The organism is Pararhodobacter sp. CCB-MM2 (assembly GCF_001691415.1).
Lineage (GTDB): Bacteria > Pseudomonadota > Alphaproteobacteria > Rhodobacterales > Rhodobacteraceae > Pararhodobacter.
The window spans coordinates 1-23,205 of sequence record NZ_LRRR01000005.1 but is presented as its reverse complement, the minus strand read 5'-3'; the positions used below and the strand labels follow the sequence as shown (position 1 = coordinate 23,205).

The 23,205-nt window shown below is 67.1% G+C and carries 26 protein-coding genes; 21 read left to right on the top strand and 5 right to left on the bottom strand.

The window, feature by feature from the left end; genetic code table 11:
- Positions 1-30 precede the first annotated feature (30 nt).
- A complete protein-coding gene (locus BCY78_RS07540) occupies positions 31-483 on the bottom strand; it encodes a MarR family winged helix-turn-helix transcriptional regulator (protein WP_068300012.1) in 453 nt (150 codons plus the stop codon).
- A gap of 265 nt (positions 484-748) precedes the next feature.
- Here BCY78_RS07540 and BCY78_RS07535 point away from each other — a divergent pair, with 265 nt between their 5' ends.
- The 8 genes from BCY78_RS07535 (at position 749) to BCY78_RS07500 (ending at position 9,045) form a co-directional block, all read left to right on the top strand.
- Positions 749-3,046: a bifunctional salicylyl-CoA 5-hydroxylase/oxidoreductase gene (locus BCY78_RS07535; RefSeq protein WP_068300010.1), complete on the top strand. Its 2,298-nt coding sequence runs from the start codon at positions 749-751 to the stop codon at positions 3,044-3,046.
- Positions 3,043-3,762 (top strand): SDR family NAD(P)-dependent oxidoreductase, encoded by a 720-nt coding sequence (locus tag BCY78_RS07530; RefSeq protein WP_068300009.1) that lies wholly within the window; start codon positions 3,043-3,045, stop codon positions 3,760-3,762. The genes BCY78_RS07535 and BCY78_RS07530 overlap by 4 nt, the downstream gene beginning before the upstream one ends.
- Positions 3,763-3,770: 8 nt before the next feature.
- On the top strand, positions 3,771-4,562 hold the full coding sequence (locus BCY78_RS07525; RefSeq protein WP_068300007.1) for an enoyl-CoA hydratase family protein: 792 nt from the start codon (positions 3,771-3,773) through the stop codon (positions 4,560-4,562).
- Between the two features lie 50 nt (positions 4,563-4,612).
- Positions 4,613-5,758, top strand: a complete 1,146-nt coding sequence (locus BCY78_RS07520; protein WP_068300005.1) for an acyl-CoA dehydrogenase family protein — start codon at positions 4,613-4,615, stop codon at positions 5,756-5,758.
- A gap of 45 nt (positions 5,759-5,803) precedes the next feature.
- Positions 5,804-7,423, top strand: coding sequence for an AMP-binding protein (locus tag BCY78_RS07515; RefSeq protein ID WP_068300003.1), 1,620 nt, complete (start codon positions 5,804-5,806; stop codon positions 7,421-7,423).
- Between the two features lie 39 nt (positions 7,424-7,462).
- Positions 7,463-7,864: a RidA family protein gene (locus BCY78_RS07510; protein WP_068300001.1), complete on the top strand. Its 402-nt coding sequence runs from the start codon at positions 7,463-7,465 to the stop codon at positions 7,862-7,864.
- 73 nt (positions 7,865-7,937) lie between these two features.
- Positions 7,938-8,162: a tautomerase family protein gene (locus BCY78_RS07505; protein WP_068299999.1), complete on the top strand. Its 225-nt coding sequence runs from the start codon at positions 7,938-7,940 to the stop codon at positions 8,160-8,162.
- A 94-nt stretch (positions 8,163-8,256) separates the two neighbouring features.
- The gene (locus BCY78_RS07500) at positions 8,257-9,045 is read left to right on the top strand and encodes a hypothetical protein (RefSeq protein WP_139103107.1); all 789 of its coding nucleotides are present in this window, start codon (positions 8,257-8,259) and stop codon (positions 9,043-9,045) included.
- Positions 9,046-9,048: 3 nt separating this feature from the next.
- Here BCY78_RS07500 and BCY78_RS07495 read toward each other — a convergent pair whose 3' ends face one another.
- Complete coding sequence (locus tag BCY78_RS07495; RefSeq protein ID WP_139103106.1) at positions 9,049-10,344, bottom strand: metallophosphoesterase; 1,296 nt, start codon at positions 10,342-10,344, stop codon at positions 9,049-9,051.
- 82 nt (positions 10,345-10,426) lie between these two features.
- Between BCY78_RS07495 and BCY78_RS07490 the strand changes: the two genes are divergently transcribed.
- Positions 10,427-10,822 (top strand): cupin domain-containing protein, encoded by a 396-nt coding sequence (locus tag BCY78_RS07490; RefSeq protein ID WP_068299997.1) that lies wholly within the window; start codon positions 10,427-10,429, stop codon positions 10,820-10,822.
- 139 nt (positions 10,823-10,961) lie between these two features.
- Positions 10,962-11,411, top strand: a complete 450-nt coding sequence (locus BCY78_RS07485; protein ID WP_068299996.1) for a hypothetical protein — start codon at positions 10,962-10,964, stop codon at positions 11,409-11,411.
- Between the two features lie 6 nt (positions 11,412-11,417).
- Here the strand turns inward: BCY78_RS07485 and BCY78_RS07480 are convergent, their stop codons facing one another.
- Positions 11,418-11,744 carry an antibiotic biosynthesis monooxygenase gene (locus tag BCY78_RS07480; RefSeq protein WP_068299994.1) on the bottom strand — a complete coding sequence of 109 codons (327 nt, stop codon included), beginning with the start codon at positions 11,742-11,744 and terminating at the stop codon, positions 11,418-11,420.
- Positions 11,741-12,055, bottom strand: coding sequence for an NIPSNAP family protein (locus BCY78_RS07475; RefSeq protein ID WP_068299992.1), 315 nt, complete (start codon positions 12,053-12,055; stop codon positions 11,741-11,743). Before BCY78_RS07475 ends, BCY78_RS07480 begins: the two co-directional genes overlap by 4 nt.
- A 72-nt stretch (positions 12,056-12,127) precedes the next feature.
- Here BCY78_RS07475 and BCY78_RS07470 point away from each other — a divergent pair, with 72 nt between their 5' ends.
- Entirely contained in the window at positions 12,128-12,817 is a 690-nt protein-coding gene (locus BCY78_RS07470; protein ID WP_068299990.1) for a helix-turn-helix transcriptional regulator, read from the top strand.
- Between the two features lie 107 nt (positions 12,818-12,924).
- Here the strand turns inward: BCY78_RS07470 and BCY78_RS07465 are convergent, their stop codons facing one another.
- Positions 12,925-13,269 carry a hypothetical protein gene (locus BCY78_RS07465; protein WP_225295729.1) on the bottom strand — a complete coding sequence of 115 codons (345 nt, stop codon included), beginning with the start codon at positions 13,267-13,269 and terminating at the stop codon, positions 12,925-12,927.
- 258 nt (positions 13,270-13,527) lie between these two features.
- On the opposite strand from BCY78_RS07465, the gene BCY78_RS07460 reads away from it, so the two are divergent.
- From BCY78_RS07460 to BCY78_RS07415, 10 genes are all read left to right on the top strand, one after another.
- The gene (locus BCY78_RS07460; protein WP_068299988.1) at positions 13,528-14,049 is read left to right on the top strand and encodes a hypothetical protein; all 522 of its coding nucleotides are present in this window, start codon (positions 13,528-13,530) and stop codon (positions 14,047-14,049) included.
- Positions 14,046-15,173 (top strand): acetoin utilization protein AcuC, encoded by a 1,128-nt coding sequence (locus BCY78_RS07455; protein WP_068300311.1) that lies wholly within the window; start codon positions 14,046-14,048, stop codon positions 15,171-15,173. Before BCY78_RS07460 ends, BCY78_RS07455 begins: the two co-directional genes overlap by 4 nt.
- 565 nt (positions 15,174-15,738) lie before the next feature.
- Positions 15,739-16,341 (top strand): hypothetical protein, encoded by a 603-nt coding sequence (locus tag BCY78_RS07450; protein WP_068299986.1) that lies wholly within the window; start codon positions 15,739-15,741, stop codon positions 16,339-16,341.
- A 73-nt stretch (positions 16,342-16,414) separates the two neighbouring features.
- On the top strand, positions 16,415-17,806 hold the full coding sequence (locus BCY78_RS07445; protein ID WP_068300310.1) for a pyridoxal-dependent decarboxylase: 1,392 nt from the start codon (positions 16,415-16,417) through the stop codon (positions 17,804-17,806).
- 73 nt (positions 17,807-17,879) lie between these two features.
- Positions 17,880-18,644, top strand: a complete 765-nt coding sequence (locus tag BCY78_RS07440) for an aldolase/citrate lyase family protein (RefSeq protein ID WP_068299984.1) — start codon at positions 17,880-17,882, stop codon at positions 18,642-18,644.
- 4 nt (positions 18,645-18,648) lie between these two features.
- Entirely contained in the window at positions 18,649-19,548 is a 900-nt protein-coding gene (locus BCY78_RS07435; RefSeq protein ID WP_068299982.1) for an endonuclease/exonuclease/phosphatase family protein, read from the top strand.
- 80 nt (positions 19,549-19,628) lie between these two features.
- Positions 19,629-20,699: a cell wall metabolism sensor histidine kinase WalK gene (locus BCY78_RS07430; protein ID WP_068299980.1), complete on the top strand. Its 1,071-nt coding sequence runs from the start codon at positions 19,629-19,631 to the stop codon at positions 20,697-20,699.
- 108 nt (positions 20,700-20,807) lie between these two features.
- A complete protein-coding gene (gene phoU / locus BCY78_RS07425) occupies positions 20,808-21,518 on the top strand; it encodes a phosphate signaling complex protein PhoU (protein ID WP_068299977.1) in 711 nt (236 codons plus the stop codon).
- A gap of 4 nt (positions 21,519-21,522) precedes the next feature.
- Entirely contained in the window at positions 21,523-22,215 is a 693-nt protein-coding gene (phoB, locus tag BCY78_RS07420) for a phosphate regulon transcriptional regulator PhoB (RefSeq protein ID WP_068299976.1), read from the top strand.
- Positions 22,216-22,265: 50 nt separating this feature from the next.
- Positions 22,266-23,177 carry an aminotransferase class IV gene (locus BCY78_RS07415; RefSeq protein ID WP_068299975.1) on the top strand — a complete coding sequence of 304 codons (912 nt, stop codon included), beginning with the start codon at positions 22,266-22,268 and terminating at the stop codon, positions 23,175-23,177.
- The last annotated feature ends 28 nt before the right edge of the window (positions 23,178-23,205 follow it).

The following is a 23,205-nucleotide window of genomic DNA, read 5'->3' as shown; positions in this document are numbered from 1 at the left end:
TGTTCGCGCGGCAAACCGCCTCGCGCGCAGTCAATCCTCGCGTGCGAGGGCCTTTTGCAAAATGGCGCGCAACTGGTCGAGGTCATCGGCGTCCAGACGCTCGAACAGCGTGTTCACCTCGCGCTCATGGGCCGAGGCCATCGATTCGAAGGCGACCATCCCGGCCTCCGTCAGGGTGGCGCGGACCGTTCGGCGGTCGTTGGCCACGGGGGTGCGCAGGACGAATCCCTCACGCTCCAGCCGGTCGACCACGGCGGTGGCGTTGCCGTTCGAGACCAGCAAGGCGCGGCTCAGTTCGGACATGGTCAACCCGTCACGCCGCCGCCACAGCGCGGCCATGACGTCGAAGCGGGGCAGGGTGGTTTCGTGGTTCACCCGCAGGAACTCGCGCAACTGATTCTCGGCCTGACGGGTCACGTTCAACAGGCGAATCCAGGCTTTCAGTCGCCGCTTGCTGAGGGGGTCTTGCACGCTCTCGGTCATCCTGCGGCTCCGGGTTCAGGGGCTGTTTTCGGGGTCTGTGTTCGGGTCTGTCGCGAGGGCAGGGCAAACAGGCGCCGCGCGGAAATTTCAAGTCTGAAAGTTTAAGCTTGAGATTTCGCGGATCAAGCATGGTCTTCATCTGCCGGCCAACCCGCTAAAGTTTCAAGTTTAAAACTTTAATGTTGAAACGTCTCCGGTTTGGTGCTTTCCTGAGTCGTGACGGGGCCCTCCGAACGGCCCGATCGAAGCATTGCAAGGGATGATCATGCGGATTGCCTGTCTTGGCGGCGGACCTGCCGGCCTCTATTTCGCCATCTCGATGAAGCTGCGTGACCCCTCGCACGAGGTCGTGGTGATCGAGCGTAACCGCGCCAACGACACCTTCGGCTGGGGCGTGGTGCTCTCGGATGACGCGCTCTCGAACCTCGCCGAGAACGATCCGATCAGCGCCGAGGCGATCCGCTCGCATTTCGCCTATTGGGACGACATCGCCGTGGTGCATGACGGCGTGCGCACGGTCTCGGGCGGGCATGGCTTCGCCGGTATCGGCCGCAAGCAGATGCTGATCCTCCTGCAGCAGCGCGCCCGCGAACTGGGCGTCGATCTGCGCTTCGAGACCGAGTTCAAATCGGCCGAGGACTACCGGAAGGAATACGACCTCGTGGTCGGTGCGGATGGCATCAATTCCCGCGTGCGTCAGGAATACGCCGAGGTGTTCAAACCCGACGTCGAGATGCGCGCCTGCAAGTTCATCTGGCTGGGCACGCATCAGAAATTCGACGACGCCTTCACCTTCATCTTCGAGAAGACCGAGCACGGCTGGATCTGGGCGCATGTCTACCAGTTCGACGCCGATACCGCGACGTTCATTGTCGAATGCTCGCAGGAGACCTGGGAGAAGTTCGGCTTCGAAGGCATGACGAAGGAAGAGATCGTCGAGAAATGCCGCGAGGTCTTCGCCTCCCATCTCGGCGGGCATGAGTTGATGTCCAACGCCGCCCATCTGCGCGGCTCGGCCGTCTGGATGAACTTCCCGCGCGTGCTGTGCGAGAAATGGCACCATGAGAATGTCGTTCTGCTGGGAGATGCCTCGGCGACCGCGCATTTCTCGATCGGCTCGGGCTCGCGGCTGGCCTTCGATTCTGCCATCGCGCTGGCCGATTACCTGCATTCCGAACCCACGATGGAAGCCGCCTTCGAGCGGTATCAGGACGAGCGCCGCGTCGAAGTGCTGCGCCTGCAATCCGCGGCCCGCAACTCGCTGGAATGGTTCGAGGAAGTCGAGCGGTATCTCGATCTCGATCCGGTGCAGTTCAACTATTCGCTGCTGACCCGCTCGCAGCGCATCAGCCATGAGAACCTGCGCCTGCGCGACAAGGCCTGGCTCGAGGGCGCCGAGCGTTGGTTCATGGATCAGGCCGGTGCCGCGCCGGACGCGCCGCTGCGCGCGCCGATGTTCGCGCCGTTCCAGCTGCGCGACATGGCGCTGAAGAACCGCATCGTCGTCTCGCCGATGGCGCAATACAAGGCCGTCGATGGCTGCCCGACCGACTGGCACCTGATCCATTATGGCGAGCGCGCCAAGGGTGGCGCGGGGCTGGTCTATACCGAGATGACCTGCGTCTCGCCCGAGGGCCGCATCACCCCGGGCTGCCCCGGCCTCTATGCGCCCGAGCACGAGGCCGCGTGGACGCGCCTGACCGCGTTCGTCCATGCCGAGACCGATGCCAAGATCTGCTGCCAGATCGGTCATTCGGGCCGCAAGGGCTCGACCAATATCGGCTGGGAAGGCATGGATCTGCCGCTGAAGGACGGTAACTGGGATCTCGTCTCGGCCTCGGCCCTGCCGTGGTCCAAGCGCAACGCCACGCCGCGCGAGATCACCAAGTCGGAGATGGATCAGATTAAGGCCGAGTTCGTGGCCTCGACGGAAATGGCCGTCCGCGCGGGCTTCGACATGATCGAGCTGCACGCGGCGCATGGGTATCTGGTGTCGTCCTTCATCTCGCCGATGTCGAACCAAAGAACGGACCAATACGGCGGCTCGCTGGAGAACCGGATGCGCTGGCCGCTCGAAGTCTTCGCCGCCATGCGCGCGGTGGTACCACAGGGCACGCCGATGTCAGTGCGGATCTCGGCCAACGACTGGGTCGGCGACGCGGGCGTGACCCCCTCGGAAGCCGTTGAAATCGCCAAGATGTTCACCGAGGCGGGTGCCGATCTGATCGACGTCTCGGCGGGCCAGACCTCGGTCGAGGCGCGCCCGGTCTACGGCCGGATGTTCCAGACCCCGTTCTCGGACCGCATCCGCAACGAGGCGGGCATCCGCACCATGGCGGTTGGCAATATCTCGGAAGCGGACCATGCGAACTCGATCCTGATCGCCGGTCGCGCGGATCTGGTCGCCGTGGGCCGCCCGCATCTCTCCGATCCCTATTGGACCCTGCACGAGGCGACCCGCCTCGGCGACCGCGCCGCGCCGGATTGGCCGCTGCCGTATCTGGCGGGTCGTGATCAATCGTGGCGGCTGGCCGACCGCGAAGCGGAAACCCTGCGGGCATGAGGCGCGTCTTGGTCACCGGGGGCGGGTCGGGCATCGGCCGCGCCATCGCCCGCGCCTTCGCCGAGGCGGGGGATGCCGTCACCATCTGCGGCCGCCGCCTCGACGCGCTGCAGGAGACGGCCGAGGGCTATGCCATGACCCTCGCCCAAGCGGATGTGACGGATGAGGCGCAGGTCGCGGCGCTGTTCGAGCTGCCCTTCGATGTGGTCGTCGCCAATGCCGGCGGCGGCCCCGCCGCGAAGCTGCGCGACACGACGCTCGATCAGTGGAACGACATGCTGGCCGTGACGCTGACGGGCACCTTCCTGACCTTCCGTGCGGCGCTGAACGGCATGACACCGGGCGGGCGGCTCATTGCGATCGCCTCGACCGCGAGCCTCAAAGGGGGGGCCACGATCGCCGCCTATGCCTCGGCAAAGCACGGGGTTCTGGGACTGGTGCGCTCCGTCGCGCAAGAGGTGGCCAAGCAGGGCATCACCTGCAACGCGATCTGCCCGGGCTTCGTTGACACGCCTCTGGCCCAGACGGCAATCGAAGGGCTGATGGCGAAGAAGGGCTATGATCGCGCCAAGGCCGAGGCCCTGGTCGCCAGCGGCAATCCCATCGGCGGGCTGATCCGCCCCGACGAGGTGGCCAGCGCCGCCCTCTACCTCGCCTCGCCCGAGGCGCGGATGATCAACGGCCATGCGCTGAGCCTGTCGGGCGGCGAGATCTAGGAGTTCCCATGCCTCAACACTTCCTTCTGAGCGTCGAGAACGGCATCGCGACGGTCTCGCTCGACCGGCCCGAGCGCAAGAACCCGCTGACCTTCGACAGCTATGCCGAGCTGCGCGACTGGTTCCGGAGCCTCGTCTATGACGACGAGATCAAGGCGGTGATCTTCGCGCCGAACGGCGGGAATTTCAGCTCCGGCGGCGATGTGCATGACATTATCGGGCCGCTGACGCGCATGAGCATGAAGGAGCTTCTGGCCTTCACCCGCATGACCGGCGATCTGGTGAAGGCCATGATCGGCTGCGGCAAACCTATCATCGCGGCGGTGGACGGGGTCTGCGCCGGCGCGGGGGCGATCATCGCGATGGCTTCGGACCTGCGGGTGGCGACGCCCTCGGCGAAGACCGCCTTCCTGTTCAACCGCGTGGGCCTTGCCGGCTGCGACATGGGCGCCTGCGCGATCCTGCCGCGCATCATCGGTCAGGGTCGGGCGGCGGAGCTCTTGTATCTCGGGCGGTCGATGTCGGCCGAAGAGGGCTACAACTGGGGCTTCTTCAACCGCGTGGTCGAGCCCGATCAGCTGTTGGCGACGGCCGGCGAGTTTGCGGCGCGCATCGCCGAGGGGCCGGGCTTCGCCAATATGATGACCAAGACCATGCTGGCGCAGGAATGGTCGATGGGTCTGGAGCAGGCCATCGAGGCCGAAGCGCAGGCGCAGGCGATCTGCATGCAGGGGCAGGATTTCACGCGGGCCTATGAGGCTTTCGTGAAGAAGGAAAAGCCGGTTTTCGAGGGTGACTAAGCCGGGGGCTGCCGCCCCCGGACCCCCGCGAGTATTGAGGACAAGGTGATATGGCAGATCGCAGCTTTCTGGACTGGCCGTTTTTCGAGGATCGGCATCGGGCCCTGGCCGCGCAGGTCGAGGATTTCGCGGCCGGGCTGGACATCGACCACAGCGATACCGATGCGGCCTGCCGCGCGTTGGTGAGCGCGATGGGTGAGGCGGGCGTGGCACTGCATTCGGGGGCGCCGGATGGGCGGCTCGATGTGCGCAGCCTGTGCCTCATTCGCGAGACCTTGGCTCGGCATGACGGTTTGGCGGATTTCGCCTTTGCCATGCAGGGGCTGGGGACGGGGGCGATTTCGCTCTTCGGCAGTCCTGAGCAACGCGCGCATTGGTTGCCGCTGACGCGCGGCGGCAAGGCGATTTCGGCCTTCGCGCTGACCGAGCCGCAATCGGGCTCGGATGTGGCGAATTCCACCATGACCGCCACCCGGGACGGCGACGACTACGTTCTGAACGGCGAGAAGACGTGGATTTCCAATGGTGGCATCGCCGATGTCTACACGCTGTTCGCCCGCACCGGCGAGGCGCCGGGCGCGAAGGGGCTGTCCTGCTTCATCGTCACCCCCGATCTGCCGGGCTTCGAGGTGGTCGAGCGGTTGCACACCATCGCGCCGCATCCGTTGGCGCGTCTGCGCTTCACGGATTGCCGGGTGCCGGCCTCGGCGATGATCGGCGGGCCGGGGCAGGGGTTCCGCATCGCCATGTCGGTCCTCGATGTGTTCCGCTCCTCGGTCGCGGCGGCCGCGCTTGGCTTCGCCCGCCGCGCGCTGGACGAGGCCCTGGACCGGGTGACCAGCCGTCAGGTGCAGGGTGCGCCCCTGTTCGATCTGCAGATGGTGCAGGGGCATATCGCGGACATGGCGATGGATGTCGATGCCTCGGCCCTGCTGGTCTACCGCGCCGCCTGGACCAAGGATTCCGGGGCGCCTCGTGTGACCCGAGAGGCGGCGATGGCGAAGCTGTTTGCCACCGATCAGGCGCAAAAGGTCATTGACCGCGCCGTGCAGCTGCATGGCGGCGATGGTGTGCGCTCGGGCGAGATCGTCGAGAGCCTTTACCGCGAGATCCGGGCGCTCAGAATTTACGAGGGGGCTTCTGACGTGCAGCGCGTCGTGATCGCGCGCCAGACCCTCGCTGCCCACCAAAGCTAACCCAAGACCGGGACAACCCGGCGTTCCCCCAACAGGAGATGTGAGATGCTGAGACCTTCCTCCCATGTCGACAGCTTCACCCGCGACAACCTTCCCGCGCCCGAGACTTGGCCGGAATTGCGCCTGGACGGCTTCGACTATCCCGATGTGCTGAACGCGGGTGTCGAGTTGACCGATGCGATGGTCGCCAAGGGCTTCGGCGACCACACCGCGCTGATCGGCAATGGCCGGCGGCGGACCTACAAGGAGCTGTCGGACTGGACCAACCGTCTGGCCCGCGCGCTGGTTGAGGATCTGGGCGTGAAGCCGGGCAATCGGGTGCTGATCCGCTCGGCCAACAACCCGGCGATGGTGGCCTGCTGGCTGGCGGCGACCAAGGCGGGGGCGGTGGTGATCAACACCATGCCGATGCTGCGGGCGGGCGAGTTGGCCAAATACGTCGAGAGCGCGCAGATCACCCATGCGCTGTGCGACACGCGGCTGATGGACGAGCTGACCGCCTGCGCCAAGGACAGCCCCTATTTGAAGACGGTAGTGGGTTTCGACGGCACCTCGAACCACGATGCGGAACTGGACCGACTGGCGCTGGAAAAGCCCGTGACGTTTGAGGCCGTGCCGACCTCGCAAGACGATGTGGCGCTCATCGGCTTCACCTCAGGGTCGACCGGCAAGCCCAAGGCGACGCTGCATTTCCACCGCGATCTGCTGATCATCGCCGATGGTTACGCGAAGGAAGTGTTGGGCGTGGTGCCTGAGGATATCTTCGTCGGCTCGCCGCCTCTGGCCTTCACCTTCGGGCTGGGGGGCCTCGCGATCTTCCCGCTGCGGTTCGGCGCGGCCGCGACGCTCTTGGAGAACGCGACGCCGCCGAACATGATCGAGATCATCCAGAAATACCGCGCGACCGTTTGCTTCACCGCGCCCACCGCCTACCGCGCAATGATGCGGGCGATGGACGAGGGGGCGGATCTGACCTCGCTGCGCGCTGCCGTCTCGGCCGGTGAGACGCTGCCGGGGCCGGTCTATGACGAATGGAGGCAGAAGACCGGGAAGCCCATGCTCGACGGGATCGGCGCGACCGAGATGCTGCATATCTTCGTCACCAACCGCTTCACCGACCATCGCCCGGCCTGCACAGGCAAGCCCGTCACCGGCTACGAGGCGCGGGTTGTCGGCCCCGATGGGGTGGAGCTGCCGGCGGGCGAGCCGGGGCGTCTGGCCGTACGCGGGCCGACCGGTTGCCGCTATCTCTATGGCGACCGGCAGGGCGAATATGTCCAGAACGGCTGGAACATCACCGGCGACACCTTCGTCATGGACAAGGACGGCTATTTCCACTTCGCCGCCCGCAATGACGACATGATCGTCTCGGCCGGCTACAACATCGCCGGGCCCGAGGTCGAGGCGGCGCTGCTGGCGCATCCCGCCGTGGCCGAATGCGCGGTGATCGGCGCGCCGGATGAGCAGCGCGGCACCATCGTCGAGGCGCATGTCGTGCTCGGCGCCGGCGAGACGCCTTCCGATGCACTGGCCAAGCTGTTGCAGGACCACGTCAAATCCACCATCGCCCCTTATAAATACCCGCGCTCGATCGTCTTCACCCGGGCCCTGCCCAAGACCGAGACCGGCAAGATCCAGCGTTTCCGCCTGCGCGAGACGGGCTGACGCCCCTTCGCCCCGCGGCCCCAGTTGAGAGGACAGACAATGCCCCATTCCATCATCCATCCCGAGGGTTGGGCCCCGGCCAAGGGCTATGCCAATGGCGTGCTCACGGCCTCCGGAATCCTGCATATCGGCGGCCAGATCGGCTGGGACGAGAACAAGGACTTCGTGGGCGACGATTTCATCGCCCAGATGGAGCAGGCGCTGAAGAATATCCGCGCCATCACCGAGGCCGCCGGCGGACAGGTCGAGGATATCGCTCGTCTGACGTGGTTCGTGACCGACAAGGCCGAGTACATGGCCCGTCAGCGCGAGGTGGGCGAGGCATATCGGCGCGTGATGGGCAAGCATTTCCCGGCCATGTCGATGCTGGTCGTCTCGGCTTTGGTCGAGGATCGCGCCAAGGTCGAGATCGAAGCGACGGCGGAGATCGCCAAGGCTTGACCTTGCGTTCCAGTCGGACATCTTCACGGGCGGCGCCTCTCGGGGTGCCGCCCTTTTTCCAACGGAGCGCCCCATGCCGCATGTCATCGTCAAACTCTACACCGGCGCCACGGAGGCGCAGAAACAGGCACTGACCGAGGCCCTGACGCGCGACATCATGCAGCATCTGGGCAAGTCCGAAGCCTCGGTCTCGGTCGCCTTGGAGGAAGTCGAGCCGAAGGACTGGAAGCAGGTCTACGACGCCGACATCGCGCCGCTCGCCGGGACCTTGGCCAAGGAGCCGGGCTACTCGCTCTGACCGGTCAGTATTAACGCGGTCGATAGCGACAAGACAAAGCTTCGATTGGACCTGACGGGCGCAGGCTGGCAGGCTGGGATGCATGGAGGATGCCATGCCGATTTCAGCCCGTTTCCCCGCTCTTGCGACGGCCTTGTCGCTGATCTTGATCCCCGTCGCCCCAGTGGCCGACGCGCAATCCGCCCGTTGCCGCGCCGCACAGGGTTGCCGAACGCAGATGCCCGCAACGCAGCGCCGGGCCGAGGGACGGCGGGTCGCGACCACAGCCGACGGTAGTCCCGAGGCCGTTCGGGATCGTAGCGGCGGTGAGCGGCCCCGGTTGCGCGCCCGCGAGGGGGTGTCATCGGTGGCCGGGGGCAATCCGGAGGGGATCGCCAGCACCGCCAGCGGCACGCCCGAAGGACGGCGGGTCCAGACCACGGCCAGCGGCAGTCCCGAGGCTGTCCGGGATCGTCGCGGCGACGATCGGCCTCGGCTTCGCGCCGGCGAGGGTGTCTCGACGGTGGCCAGCGGGACGCCAGAAGGTGTGGCCACGACCACAGGTGGGACACCCGAGGGCTTCGTCTCCGTCTCGACCTCTGCCTCTGGCAATCCGGAAGGCATCGCGACTACGGCGGGTGGCAATCCCGAGGGGTTCCGACTGGGCGTGCAGACCACCGCTTCGGGCAACCCGGAAGGGATACAGACCTCCGCAGGCGGCACGCCGGAGGGCTTTGTCGCGGTACAGACCTCGGCGGGCGGGAACCCCGAAGGGTTGCGCTTGGGCGTGCAAACCTCGGCAGGCGGCAGTCCTGAGGGCGTGCGGTCGCGTCGGGGCGAGGGCCGGTTGGGGCGCCGTCCGGGGCGGCGGGTAGACGCCTCGACGCCGGACATTGCGCCCTGAGGTTCAGGGGCGGACCGGATCTATCGCGAGGGCCTCGATGGTGACCGACAGGTCTCGACCCACGAAGGCCTCGCTGCCATCCGGTCGTGCGCCGACCTGCCAGCGCAATGGCGTGGGGAAGCGCTCCAACCCCCAAGGCGCGGTATGCTCCAGCGAAGTCCAGGCACCGTCCCGTCGCCATAGCAGCCCGCCCGGGCCCATGCCGGGGTGCAGCAACAGCTCCAGCCCGTCTCCAAGCGCCGGCCCGCGCCACAAATGGGGACTGCGACCGACTTGAGGTTGCAGCAACACCGTCAGGCGTTGATCTGGCCCGGAGAGGCCGATCCAGATTGGCACCACGCCGGTGTCGGGCTCCACCGCACAGGCCAGTGTCTGCCGCTGCGCGACGCCGGGCTCGGGCTGGCCGGCCACGGACAACAGACAGGCCTGCTCCGGGTCCGAAGGCCGCCAGAGGCCGGACAACGGCTTGCGTTGATCGCCCGGCGGCCAAGCCAGTGCCTCGCGCCGCTGTGCCTTGTCGTCCAAGACCTGCAAGCGAAGGCCCTCGGCATCCAGCGCCATCTGCACGGCATGTAGGTATTCGACCCCTTCGGGCATCCGATGCGCTGTGCCGGCGCCGCCAGAGCAGATCTGCAGCACGCCCTCATGAACCTGCACATCAAAGGCGAGGATATGGCTGCACAGATAGGCCGTGACGCCATGGGCTTTCAACAGCGCCCAGACGGCCTCGGGTTGGGCAAGGTTGCGCTGGCACGGGCCGTGGAAGCCGTTCACCGCGAAGGCCGGATGGTGGCCCATCACCAGAAGGTGCCGCGCATCGCGGGCCTCGGTCAGCAGCGCGTCGAGCCGTGCCAGATCCACCCAGCCCTCGCCGCCCAGCCGGCCATAAAGCGTGTCGATGATCACCAAGGCGAGGTCCCCATGGCGGATCAAGGTGTTCAGATCGTCGGGCGCGGGGAAGTCGGTGCGGCCCCGCATGACCTGATGGAACACCCGCGCGCTCATCGCGTCCCAGGCGGTGTGATTGCCGGTGCAATGATGCATCGGCATTGTCGCCCACGCCATCTCATGGTCCAGCCAATGCGCCCATTGCGCCCGTAGCGCGGCCTCGTCCGTCAGGCCGATCACCTCGTCGCCCGGATAGGCGATGAACGCGGGGGGAGGCGCAAGCCGCTGCACCACCCGGTTGACGGTGGCATGCGTTACCGCGTGCGGCGCGCCGGGCACGCCCGAGCAGCTGTCGCCGTAGAACACGAACTGATGGCCGGGGCCGCGCGGCAGAAGGGCTGGGATCGTCATGGCCGGTATCCTCGGGCCAAGCTGCGGGCGTTGCAAGCCTGTCCCGCCGCCGTCTATGGTCAGGGCCAACAGGGAGCATGCCATGAAGATCATCCGCGCCGGCGCCACGGATTCCGCCACCGGGAACCCCGAGTATTTCACCGGCAAGGTCCGTCTGGATCCGGTCATCGCCTCCGAGCTGACGGGGCGGGTCAGTGCGGCCTCGGTCACGTTCGAGCCCGGCGCGCGTACCGCGTGGCACACCCATCCGGCGGGGCAGACGCTGATCGTCACCGCCGGCGTCGGGCGCGTCCAGCGCGACGGCGGCCCGGTCGAGGAAATCCGCCCCGGTGACGTAATCTGGTTCGAACCCGGCGAGCGTCACTGGCACGGCGCCGGTCCAACCACCGGCATGACCCATCTGGCGATTCACGAGGTGGTCGACGGATCGGCGGTCACATGGCTGGAACCGGTCAGCGACACCGACTACGCCGGCTGATAGCGTTCACGAAGTGACCGTTTCTTCACCTCTGTCGCGGAGAATGGGGGCAGTTGCTGCGTTGCGGCGTGTGAATCCTTGACCTCTCTCTGCCGCGATGCAGCATCGTCATATGATCAAATGACGGGAGTGCATCGGCATGGATCAGCGTCTTTCTGCCATTGTCGCCCGGGGTCCGGGCAATCCGGGCGTCGCCGCGCGGCTCGGTCTCAGCCTCGTTGAGGCCGGGGAATTCGTCATCGTTCCGCTCGACCGGTCCCGCGTGCCCCACTGGGCCGAGGATCTGGGCATCACCGACCGCCAATTGTCCGAGATGGAGCCTGATTGCGCCGTCACGCTTCAGGTGGCCAAGGCCTTGGGGTTCAACCGTTTCGCCTTGATCGAGACCTCGCTTGGCGAAGGGGGCGACGATCAATGCGCCACCTTCTACCACGGCGCCATGCGGACGATGCCGCTGCGGGCCGGCGCGGCGTCCGTCAACGACGCGCTGGAGCGGGTGGGCGTGGTGCCCGACGGCGGCTGGGATGCCTTCGCCACCCTCGGGCTGGGCGGCATGCGCCATGCCGAGTTGTTCGCCCGGGCGTCGTAAGCGCGATCAGGGCTGGGGCGCTTCGGCCCGGTCGTTCAGACCGTAGTCGCGGATCACCCCGGCGACGCGCAAGCGATAGTCCTTGAACACCCCGCCACGTCCGCGCCCCTGTGCCGACTGGTGGGCGGAGACCTCGCGCCAGCGGGCCACGGCGGCTTCGTCGCGGAAGAACGACAGCGACAGCATCTTGCCGGGGTTGGTCAGGCTTTGGAACCGCTCGACCGAGATGAACCCGTCGATCTGCGCCAATTGCGGGCGCAGGGCGGCTGCGAGGTCCAGATAGACCTCGTGCTGACCCTCGGCCGGCTCGACTTCGAAGATCACGGCGATCATGCGTTCTCCCCCGTGACGCGCTTCAGAAATGTTCGGTCCTCACGCTGCAGGAACCGGTGTTGTTGCGCGAAGGCGTAGTTCTCGCGCCCCAGCGGATCCTCCGCCAGACGGGCGCGGTAAGCCTCGTAGGCGGCGAGGTTCTCGATGTTGTAGATACCATAAGCCAGCGTCGACGAGCCCTCATGGGGCGCAAAATAGCCCAGCAACTGCGCGCCATTACGCGGAATGGCGGTGTTCCAGTTGCGGGCGTAGGTCTCGAACGCGGCTTTCTGCGTGGGGTCGATCTGGTAGCGGATGATGCAGGTCAGCATGGTCTGTCTCCTTTGGTGCTGACCTGGTGATAGGCGATTGCGCGCTGTGAATGCTTCGATTAGCGTCGAAGCATGAAAGAAGGTCCCGACATCGCCCGCATCGCCATGCTGATCGGCGATCCCGCCCGCGCCAACATGCTGACCGCGCTGATGGCCGGCAAGGCGCTGACCGCCACCGAACTGGCGGCCGAGGCCGGGATCACGGCGCAGACGGCCTCGTCGCATCTGGCGCGGTTGGAGGACGGTGGGCTGATCGCGCAACGTCGGCAGGGGCGGCACAAATACGTGACGCTGGCGGGCGAGGAAGTCGCGCATGTGCTGGAGGCTCTGATGGGCCTTGCCGCCGGATCGGGCCATCTGCGGACCCGCACCGGGCCGAGGGACGCGGCGCTGCGCAAGGCGCGGGTGTGCTACAACCATCTGGCGGGCGATCTGGGTATCCGACTGTTCGACAGTCTGACCGCACGCGGGATGATCGTGGTGACGGACGAGGATGTCCGGCTGACCGCCGAGGGCGCCGCGCTGATGGAGGGGTTCGGCATCGATCTGGCGGCGCTGCGCAAGGGCAGGGCGGTGATGTGCCGCTGTTGCCTCGACTGGTCCGAGCGTCGCAGCCATCTGGCCGGCAGCCTTGGCCGGGCGCTGCTGTCACGGATCGAGGCCTTGGGCTGGGCCAGACGCGACCCCGGCACGCGGGCGGTTTTGTTCACCAAGACCGGCGAGGCCGCGTTCCTGCGCGAGCTGGCGCCGCTGCCCGCCTGAACGCAACAAAAAGCCCGGACCTTGGGGGGAGGCCCGGGGGAATACTCGTTACCCAACCACTCGCAGCGGCGGGGCGCCCGGAGGGATCCGCACGCCCCTGAAGCAGATTACTCGACGGTGATGACCTGCATCACCAGATTGCCGTCGACGCGGATCGGGCCGTCCTCGGCCGCGCCGAGCGTGTATTCGAACAGGCCGGTATGCATGCCGCCGGTCTCGCCATGGACCATCAGCATCAGCATGTCGCCGGGGGCCACGTCCTCGGTCAGGATGGCGGCGACATCGGTGGTCTCACCCTCGCGGATCGGCGCATGGCCAACGACCGGGCCGGGGGCCATGTCGGCATCGGTGCGGTGCACGACCAGCCAGCCATTGGCGGGCGCCACGACTGAGCCGGCGCTCACGACGCCGTTGGAGACGGATTGATTGGCGGCTTCGACCATCGGCATCATGTGGTCATCGGCCAGAACGGGCGCGGCGGTGAGGGTCAGGGCGAAGGCAAGAAGGGGAAGGCGTGTCATGGTCTCTCCTGGTTGCGGGCCCCCGGGGCGTGAGTGCATCGGGACCGTGGCGCTGCGGCAAAAGCGCCGCATCTGCCTCAGGTACGAAGCCCTTGCCGCGAAAGTTTCACGTCCGGCGCATTTTATTTGTCCCCTATGTCCGCGCGGCTTTTTCCCGTACCCTTGGGCCTTGCAACCAGGGAGGACGCCATGCGCATCCTGACGATCCTTCTGGCCGCCCTGCTGGTCATCGGCTTGGCCCCGACGGCGCGGGCCTTCACCTTTCTGGCGATCGACGGCGGCAGCTACGATCTGGAGGGATGGCGCGGGCAGCCGGTTCTGGTGGTGAACACGCCCCCCCTGTGCGACCCGGTCCCGCAATATGCCGCAATGGAAGCGTTGAACGGCACCTATGCCCCGCGCGGGCTGGTGGTTGTCGCGGTGCCCAGCGACGATTTCGCCGAAGAGGTCAACGATGACGCGGCGGGTGTGGACGATTGTCACCGGCGCCTCGGGGTCGATGTCGCCTGGACACGGGTGACCTCGGTACTGGGCGAGGACGCGCATCCGTTCTACCTTTGGCTGGCCGAGGAATACGGGGTCGAACCGACGTGGAATTTCAACAAGGTGCTGATCGGACCGGAGGGGGAGTTTCTGGCTTTCTGGACCTCGACGACGCGGCTGGACAGCCCCGAGATCACGGGCATGATCGAGGCGCATCTGCCCCGCTGACCCGGTTCATCGGCTCTGAAATCTATCGCGCCGCCCCCTTCGGCGCGCATCACCCGCTGGCGATCCCGCGCGTGTCGACGGTGATGGACCTGTGCCGCAGTCTGGGCTGGTTCGCGCAGGGGCACTATGTGCCGTCGCCCCGGGCCCGGCCCGCCGCGCTGGCTGCCTTTCACACGCCGGACTACATCGCGGCCCTGTTGGAGGCCGAAGCCTCGGGCACAGTCTCCGACGATGTGCGAGCGCGGCACGGCTTGGGCACGCTGTCGAACCCGGTGCATGGGCTGATGTACCGGCGTCCCGCCACCTCGGCCGGTGGGGCGCTGTTGGCCGCCGAGATGGTGGCGCAGGGCGGCATCGTTCAGGTGCCGGGGGCGGGCACCCATCATGCCATGGCCGACCGCGCCGGCGGGTTCTGCTATCTCAACGACCCGGTTCTGGCGATCCTGCACCTGCGGCGGCTAGGTCTGAAGCGCGTCGCCTATGTCGATATCGACGCGCATCATTGCGACGGGGTGGAAGCCGGGTTGGCCGGGGCCGAGGGGGTGATGCTGCTTTCGGTGCATGAGGACAAGCGCTGGCCCTTCACCGGCGCGCTGACCGACGACGGCGGGGGCAATTGCCTGAATCTGCCGGTGCCGCGTGGGTTCAACGACAGCGAGATGGCGCATGTGCGCGAGGCGCTGATCCTCCCGGCGCTCGAGGCGTTCCGCCCCGATGCGGTGGTGCTGCAATGCGGGGCCGATGCGGTCGAGGAAGATCCGCTCTCGCGGCTGTCGCTGTCGAACAACGCTCATGTCGCGGTGCTGCGGGCGGTGCGCTCGATGACGGATCGGCTGATCGTCACCGGCGGCGGCGGCTACAACCCGTGGTCGGTCGCGCGCTGCTGGACACGGCTCTGGACCGAGATCGCCGGGCATGAGCTGCCCGACCGCCTGCCGCCCGAGGCCGTGGCGCTGATGGAGGGGTTGCACTGGCCCCGTCGCGCGGCCGGGCGCAACCCGCCGCGCGTCTGGTTCGAGACCTTGGCCGACCCCGCGCGCCCCGGTCCTCTGCGCGAGGCGGTGACGGGCGGGGTGGCGCTGTTGCGAAACCGGCTGCCGGATCTGCGCGCGTGGCCCGGCTAAGGGCCCGCGGCAGAGGGTGGTCAGACGGGGTGGATGATCATGCTGGTGATCGCATAGACCATGAAGGCCGCAATCAGGATCAGGAAGATCATGAGGGTCGGGTAACGGAACATGCTGTCCTCGCAAGTTGAATGATGTCAACGGGTTGCGGGGATGTAGAAGGGGGTGCGCGGGGGCGGTGCGTCGATGGTCGGCGGGTGCGGCGGCGGGTATCAGGCCGGCGCAGGGACAGGCGACCAGCGCGCATCGGCGGCAGCGGCAGACGCAGGGGACCGGCCGGCAGGGCTTGGGTCGGCAGGGGCGCGGGCGGATCGGGGCGCGGCGTGTTGTCGGTGAGCGTCGCGGCCTGTACCGGCGCCGAGATCAGCGCCTCGACCTGTCCGCGGCTTGTGACGCTGCCGGGCGCTGCCAGCAGCAGCACCAGAAGTGTCAGCGGGACAAGTCGCAGAAGATGCGCCAGCATGGCCGGGTCGTTTCCGTGAGTCGGACCCGCGATCTCAACGCCTTTCCGGGGCGCGGATCAAGGGGCCTCGTGGGGCCGATCACGCGCGCTTGAGGGGGAGCTATGCTGCAGAACCGCGTCGATCCTGACGGCCAGCTCCATGCCGTGCCCGAGCGTATGGGCTGGTACGGCAACAAGGGCTGCCTGCATGACGAGGCGGGCCGCATCCGCCGGTTCCACCAAGGCCGGCGCTGGATCACCTGCGTGCTCTCGTTCAAGGGGCGCAGGCGGTCGCTGCTGCAGCCGGGGCGCTACACCGAGCTGTTCTTCCTTGACGAGGCGACGGCCTATGCCGCCGGTCACCGGCCCTGCGCCGAATGCCGGCGCGCGGCGTTCAACCAGTTCCGCGACCTGTGGCAGGCGCGTTTCGGCGAGGGGGATGTCACGGCCATCGACGCGCGGCTTCACACCGCGCGATGGGACGGGAAAGGGCGTCGGCTGCATGGCGTTGATGCCCGTGAGGTTCCTGTCGGGGCGATGATCCGCAGGGGCGGGGATACGCTGTTGCATGGGGCAAATGGCTGGCATCGCTGGTCTTTCTCAGGCTACACAGAGATCGCACCGCCACAGGGGACGGTGGCGATGTTGACACCTTTGCCGTTGGCACAACTGATGGCCGAGGGTCTGGCTGTGCAGAACCTCGTAGATGGCGGTGCGAGTAATTGATTGCCTTGTTCAGTAATATCGGGTTACCTGCGCGCCGAATGATCGCTCACGGGGAGAACGGACAATGAAGCGCTTGGATTGGGACGCCTTCGCAAAGCTGGGCGCGCAGATGGCGGAATGGGGCGCGGATTATCACCGTACGCTGGCGGATCGCCCGGTGCGCGCGCCGCTGACCCCCGGTGCCGTCGCCGCGAAATTCCCGGCCACCCCGCCTGAGAAGGGCGAGGGCATGGACGGCATCCTCGCGGAACTCGACGAGAAGGTTGTGCCGGGCCTGACCCATTGGCAGCACCCGCGCTTCTTCGCCTATTTCCCCTCGAACGCGACGCCGCCCTCGATGCTGGCGGATTTCGCGGCCTCGATCCTCGCGCAGCAATGCATGCTCTGGCAGACCTCGCCCGCCGGGACCGAGATCGAGACGCTGATGATGGATTGGCTGCGGCAGGGGCTGGGGCTGAGCGAGGGCTTCAAGGGGGTGATCCAGGATTCGGCCTCGTCGGCGACGTTGGCGGCCGTCTTAGTGATGCGCGAGCGGGCGCTCGAGTGGCAGGGCAACAAGCAGGGTCTCAGCGGCCAGCAGCGGCTGCGGATCTATGCTTCGGACGAGGTCCATACCTCGGTCGACCGGGCGATCTGGATCGCCGGCGTGGGGGCCGAGAACCTCGTACGGATCCCCACGCAGGGGCCGACACGAGGGATGGACCCGGTGGCGCTGAAGGCCGCCATCGCCGCCGACCGCGCGGCGGGCTATTTGCCGGCGGGTGTCGTCGCCTGCATCGGCGGCACCGGGACGGGCGCTTGCGACGACCTGACGGCGGTGCTGCAAGTGGCGCAGGACGAGGGGCTCTATTCCCATGTCGACGCCGCCTGGGCGGGTGCGGCGATGATCTGCCCCGAGTTCCGCAGCCTCTGGACCGGCATCGAGATGGCGGATTCCTTGGTGCTGAACCCGCATAAATGGATGGGGGTGCAATTCGACTTCTCGGCGCATTTCCTCAAGGATCCCGAGCCCTTGGTGAAGACCCTCGCGATCCAGCCGGAATATCTGCGCACCCATGGCAAGGACGGCTTCGTCAATTACTCGGAATGGTCGATCCCGCTGGGCCGCCGTTTCCGCGCGCTGAAAATGTGGTTCGTGCTGCGTGCCTATGGTCTGGAAGGCCTGCGCGAGGTGATGCGCGACCATGTGCGCTGGTGTCAGGAGCTGGCGGCGGAACTGGGGGCGGATCCGCGCTTCGAGATCGTCACCGAGCCGGTGCTGGCGCTGTTCACCGTCGCCTTGAAGGGCGCGGATGATGCGGCGATGATCGACTATGTGAACCGCGTGAACGAGGACGGGCGGATCTATGTCACGCAGGGGCGGACGAAGGGGCGGATCGTCATGCGCTTTACGGTGGGGAGTTTTGCCTGCACGGCCGAGGATGTCCGGCTGGGGGGCGATGTGTTGAAGGAAATGGCGGGCTGAGGCGCGGGTGGAGAGGCTGGGGGCGCTGCCCCCAGACCCCCGGAGTATTTGAGACAAAGTGAAAGGGCGGGTCGTGGAGATCGAGACCAACAAGTTCAAGGCCGCGCTGGCGGCAGGCGAGACGCAGATCGGCTGCTGGGTGGGACTGGCGGATGATTATGCGGCCGAAATCGCCGGGGAGGCCGGATTCGACTGGCTGCTCATCGATGGCGAGCATGCGCCCAATGATATGCGCTCGATGCGGCGGCAATTGTCGGCGCTGGGGCGGTCCTCGGCGCATCCGGTGATCCGCCTGCCGCAGGGCGAGGTCTGGATGGTCAAGCAGGCGCTCGATATCGGGGCGCAGTCGATCCTCGTGCCGATGGTGGAGTCTGGTGAGCAGGCAGCGCTGTTGTCGCGCGCCATGCGCTATCCGCCGGAGGGCCTGCGCGGCGTGGGGGCGGCTTTGGCCCGGGCGTCGCGCTTCTCGGGGATCGTGGACTATGTGAACAAGGCCGATGCCGAGGTCTGCCTGCTGGTGCAGGTGGAGAACAAGGCCGGGCTCGCGGCCTTGGACGACATCCTCGCGGTCGAGGGCGTCGATGGTGTGTTCATCGGCCCGGCGGATCTGTCGGCGGATATGGGCTTCCGCGGCAAGGCCGACGCGCCCGAGGTGCTGGCGGCCATCGCCGACGCGATCCGGCGCATCCGGGCGGCGGGCAAGGCGGCGGGGATCTTGACCTCGAACGAGGCTCAGGCGCGCGAGTGGATGGACATGGGCGTCAACTTCTGCGCCGTGGGCATCGACGTGCTGGTGCTGGCGAACGGGCTGCGCGCGCTGGCCGCGAAATACAAGTGAGGCGATGCGGGTCCTGACCTTCAACGTGCAGAACCTTCGGCTGCGGCGCCCCGAGGGGCGCGAGCGGCTGGATGGGGCGCGCGACGGTGTTGAGGGGGCGGACCCGCTCGATTACGCGGACCGGCGCCTGACGGCGGCGGTTCTGGCGCAGGCCAAGGCCGATGTCTGCGCCCTGCAGGAGGTCTTCGATCGCGAGACACTGGACTACTTCCACGACCATCTGCTGCGGGCGACGGGGACCGAGCCCTGGCCCTGGCGTGCCTGTCTGGAAGGCAATGACGGCGGGGGCAGGGATCTTGCGGTGATGGCGCGCCAGCCCTTCGCGGCAGAGAGCCATGCGCGCCTGTTACCCGCCGATCTGGGGATGGAGGGCTATCCGGGCACCCGCGCCGACCTGCCGCTGTTCAGCCGGGATCTGCTGGTGGCCGATCTGGGCGGGCTGACCCTGTTCGTCGTGCATCTGAAAGCGCCTTGGCCCGACAGGGATGCCGCCTGGACCCGACGCCGTGTCGAGGCCGAGGCGATCCGCCGCCTGATCGCCCGCCGCTTTCCCGATCCCGCGACGGCGTCTTGGCTGGTGCTCGGCGACCTCAACGACCCGCGCAGGGATGCCGACCGTGCCGTGGCCCCGTTGCTGGCCCCCTTCGGCGTCGATCTGATCGAGCACATGCCCGAGGATCAGCGCTGGACCTGGTGGCACGAGGAAGGCGAGCGCGGCTGCCCGGATGGCATGATCGCTTCGCCCGCTCTGGCCGCGGCCTTCCCCGAGGCCGTGCCCCAGGCGATCCGGGCCGGGCTGTCGCGTGAAGCGGGCGGCCAGCAGCCGCGGCTGGAAGATGTGGGCGAGGAGCGGCCCCGCGCCTCGGATCACGCGGCGCTTGTGCTGGACCTTCCGGGGATTTGACCGCAGGTTGTGGCGGACTGTCACCCTCCCGTTACAATCGGCTGCGACAAGCCCGTAACGCTTCGGAATCCCGACCTCCCATGACCCAAGATCTTGCCGCCTGTGGCGCCCTGATTGACGCGCTGCCCGACCCCGCCCTGCTGGTGGGGGCCGATCGTCGGATCCTGCTGGCCAACCCGGCCGCGCGTGACCTGTTCGCGGCGCCCATGGTGGGGGCCTCGGCACTCAGCTACATCCGCCAGCCGGAACCGGCCGCCGCGCTGGAAAAGGGGCTGGCAATGCTGGCCGACCCGTCCGCGCCGCAAGACCCGGTCGAGGCTCGCATGATCCAGACCGCGCCCACGCGCGAGACGATCCTGCGCGTGCATGTCGCTGCCCTCTCGCCCGAGTCGCAATTGCCTGCGATCCTCGTGACGCTGCGCGACATCAGCCATGTCGAGGAAGCCGAACAGCAGCGGCGCGACTTCGTGGCCAATGTCAGCCACGAGATGCGCTCGCCGCTGACCGTGCTGGCCGGTTTCATCGAGACGCTGAAGGGCCCGGCGCGGAATGACCCGGCCGCGACGCTGAATTTCCTCGATATCATGGACCGCGAGGCGCAGCGGATGTCGCGCCTTGTCAGCGACCTTCTGTCCCTCAGCCGCGTCGAATCCGAGGAACGGGTCCGCCCGCGTGCAACGGTGTCGATGTCTGACGTGCTGCGCGCAACCTTGGCCGCGCTGCGCCCGCAATTCGAGGATGCGGGCATCGTCGTCGATTTCCGGGATCTTCCCGATGCGCCGATGATCGCAGGCGATCGCGACCAGCTGGTGCAAGTGTTCCACAACCTCGTCGAGAATGCGCTGAAATACGGTGGCTCAGGCGGGAAAGTGGCATTGTCGCTGGAGAAGCTGGAGCAGATGCCCGGCTTCACCGGCCCTGTCCTGCGCGTCTGTGTGCGCGACTTCGGTGACGGGATCGATGCCATCCACCTGCCGCGCCTGACCGAACGTTTCTACCGCGTGGACGGCCACCGCTCGCGCAATATGGGGGGCACCGGTCTGGGCCTCGCCATCGTCAAACACATCATCAACCGCCATCGCGGGCGGCTCTCCATCCGCTCCACTCGGGGCGAGGGGAGCACTTTCGCGGTGGTCCTGCCGATCTCCTGAGGGGTGTTCGGGCGGGCTTTCCGGGGCCAAGGCGCCAATCACTGGCCTCGGCGTAACAGAACTGTCACACTGCGCCCCTAAGGTGCGCGCGAAACGAATGAGATTGCCATGACCCGCCTTCATATCGACCAAGCCTTCGACGAAGATCTCGAGCGTATCCGCGAGCTGATGCTGGCCATGGGTGGCCGCGTCGAGGAAGCGATCACGCTGGCCGCGCGTTCGCTGGAAGACCGCGACGAGGATCTGGCCCTTCAGGTGATCGAGGGCGACCATGCCGTCGACCAGCTGGAAGAGGATATCGACCAGCAGGTCGTTCGCCTTCTGGCCCTGCGCCAGCCGCAGGCCGGCGATCTGCGCGCCGTCATCGCGGTGATGAAGATGGCCGCCGATATCGAGCGTCTGGGCGATTATGCCAAGAACATGGCCAAGCGCGTGTCGGTCCTCTCGGCCGGTCCGCAGGTCGAAGGCGCCGGCGCTGCGATCCGCCGTCAGGCCCGTCAGGTCGGCCAGATGCTGAAGGACATGCTCGACGCCTTCGCCCGTCTCGACGTGGCACTGGCCGAGGACGTGATCCAGCGCGATGTCGAGGTCGATCACATGACCAACGCGCTGTTCCGCGAGTTCATCACCCATATGATGGAAGACCCGCGCAACATCTCGGCCTGCCTGCACTACACCTTCATCGCCAAGAACGTCGAACGGATGGGCGATCTGGTGACCGGCGGGGCCGAGCAGGTGATCTTCCTCGCCACCGGCGAGCGTCCGGGCGACCGCCCGAAAGGCGACTCGACCGCGCATATCGATATCAAGCCCGAGTAAGCGAATGACCCGTAACGATACCCCGCTCGTCCTCGTAGTCGATGACGAGCCGGCGCAGCGTGCGCTCTTGTCCTATAACCTCGAGGCCGCGGGTTTCCGCGTGGCCACGGCCTCGGACGGCGAAGAGGCGCTGCTGGTCGTGTCGGAAGAGGCGCCGGATGTGATCCTTCTGGACTGGATGCTGCCGCGGGTCTCGGGGATCGAGGTCTGCCGCCAGCTGAAGGCGCAGAAGGGCGGCGCGGATGCGGCGATCATCATGGTCTCGGCCCGCTCGGACGAAAGCGACCGCGTGCGGGGGCTGGAGACCGGCGCCGACGATTACATCACCAAACCCTATTCGGTGAACGAGCTTCTGGCCCGTGTGCGCGCCAACCTGCGCCGCGTGCGCCCGGCCCGCGCCGGTCAGGTGCTGGCGGTGAAGGAGCTGACGCTGGACCCCGAGGCGCACCGCGTCCATCGCGACGGGGCCGAGCTGCATCTGGGCCCGACCGAGTTCCGCCTGCTCTCGGCGCTGATGGAAAAGCCGGGCCGCGTCTGGACGCGCGAGGCGCTGCTGGACCGGGTCTGGGGCCGTGACATCTATGTCGACACCCGCACGGTCGACGTGCATATCGGCCGGCTGCGCAAGGCGCTGATGGCCAAGGGCGGCGATGATCCCATCCGCACGGTGCGCGGCGCAGGCTATTCGCTGGATTGACTTTTCCGCCCGCGGGCGTTCGGATCGGGCCGCAACCTAAGAGGCCCGCCATGACCACCAACACCGCCGCCCAGGGCTATGTGCCCGATCCCCGCAACGACGACGTGCTCGTCTGGGTGAATGGCGATCTCGTGCCGAAGAAGGAGGCCGTGGTCTCGGTCTTCGACGCGGGTTTCGGCTTTGGCGACGGCGTCTGGGAGGGCCTGCGTCTGGTGCGCGGCAAGGTTCTGCAGCGCGAGGCTCATCTCGACCGGCTGTTCGAGGGCGCGAACTCCATCGCGCTGGAGATCCCGCAAGGGCGTGACGGCATCAACGCGGCGATCGACGGGGTGCTGGCTGCGAATGGCATGACGGATGGCGCGCATCTGCGGCTGATGGTGACGCGCGGGGTCAAATCCACCGCCAATCAGGACCCGCGTTTCATCCTGTCCGGGCCGACGGTGGTGATCACCGCCGAATACAAGACGCCGCGGCCGGAATCGAAGGCCAAGGGGATGACGCTGTTCACCTCGACCTTCCGCACCTCGCAGCCCGATGTCTTCGACCTTCATCTGAACTCGCATTCGCGCCTGAACCTGATCCAGGCGCTGATCCAGGCAATCAATGCGGGAGCTGATGAAGCGTTGATGCTGGACCCGCGGGGCTTCGTGGCGTCCTGCAACTCGACGAATTTCTTCATCGTGCGGAAGGGCGAGGTCTGGACCTCGACCTCCAACTATTCCTTCAAAGGCATCACGCAGGCCGCGGTGATCGACGCCTGCCGGGCGGCCGGGATCACGGTCCGCGAATGCGATTTTACCCTAGCACAGGTCTATTCGGCGGATGAAAGCTTCGTCACCGGGACCTTGGGCGGCGTGACGCCGGTCACGAAGATCGACGGCCGGCTGGTGGCGTCCGGGCTGCCGGGCGAGATGACGGCGCGGATCCGGGGGCTTTACGAGGCGGCGGTTTATCCGGCCTGATGCGGCCAAGCCGCACTCCCGCCCACCC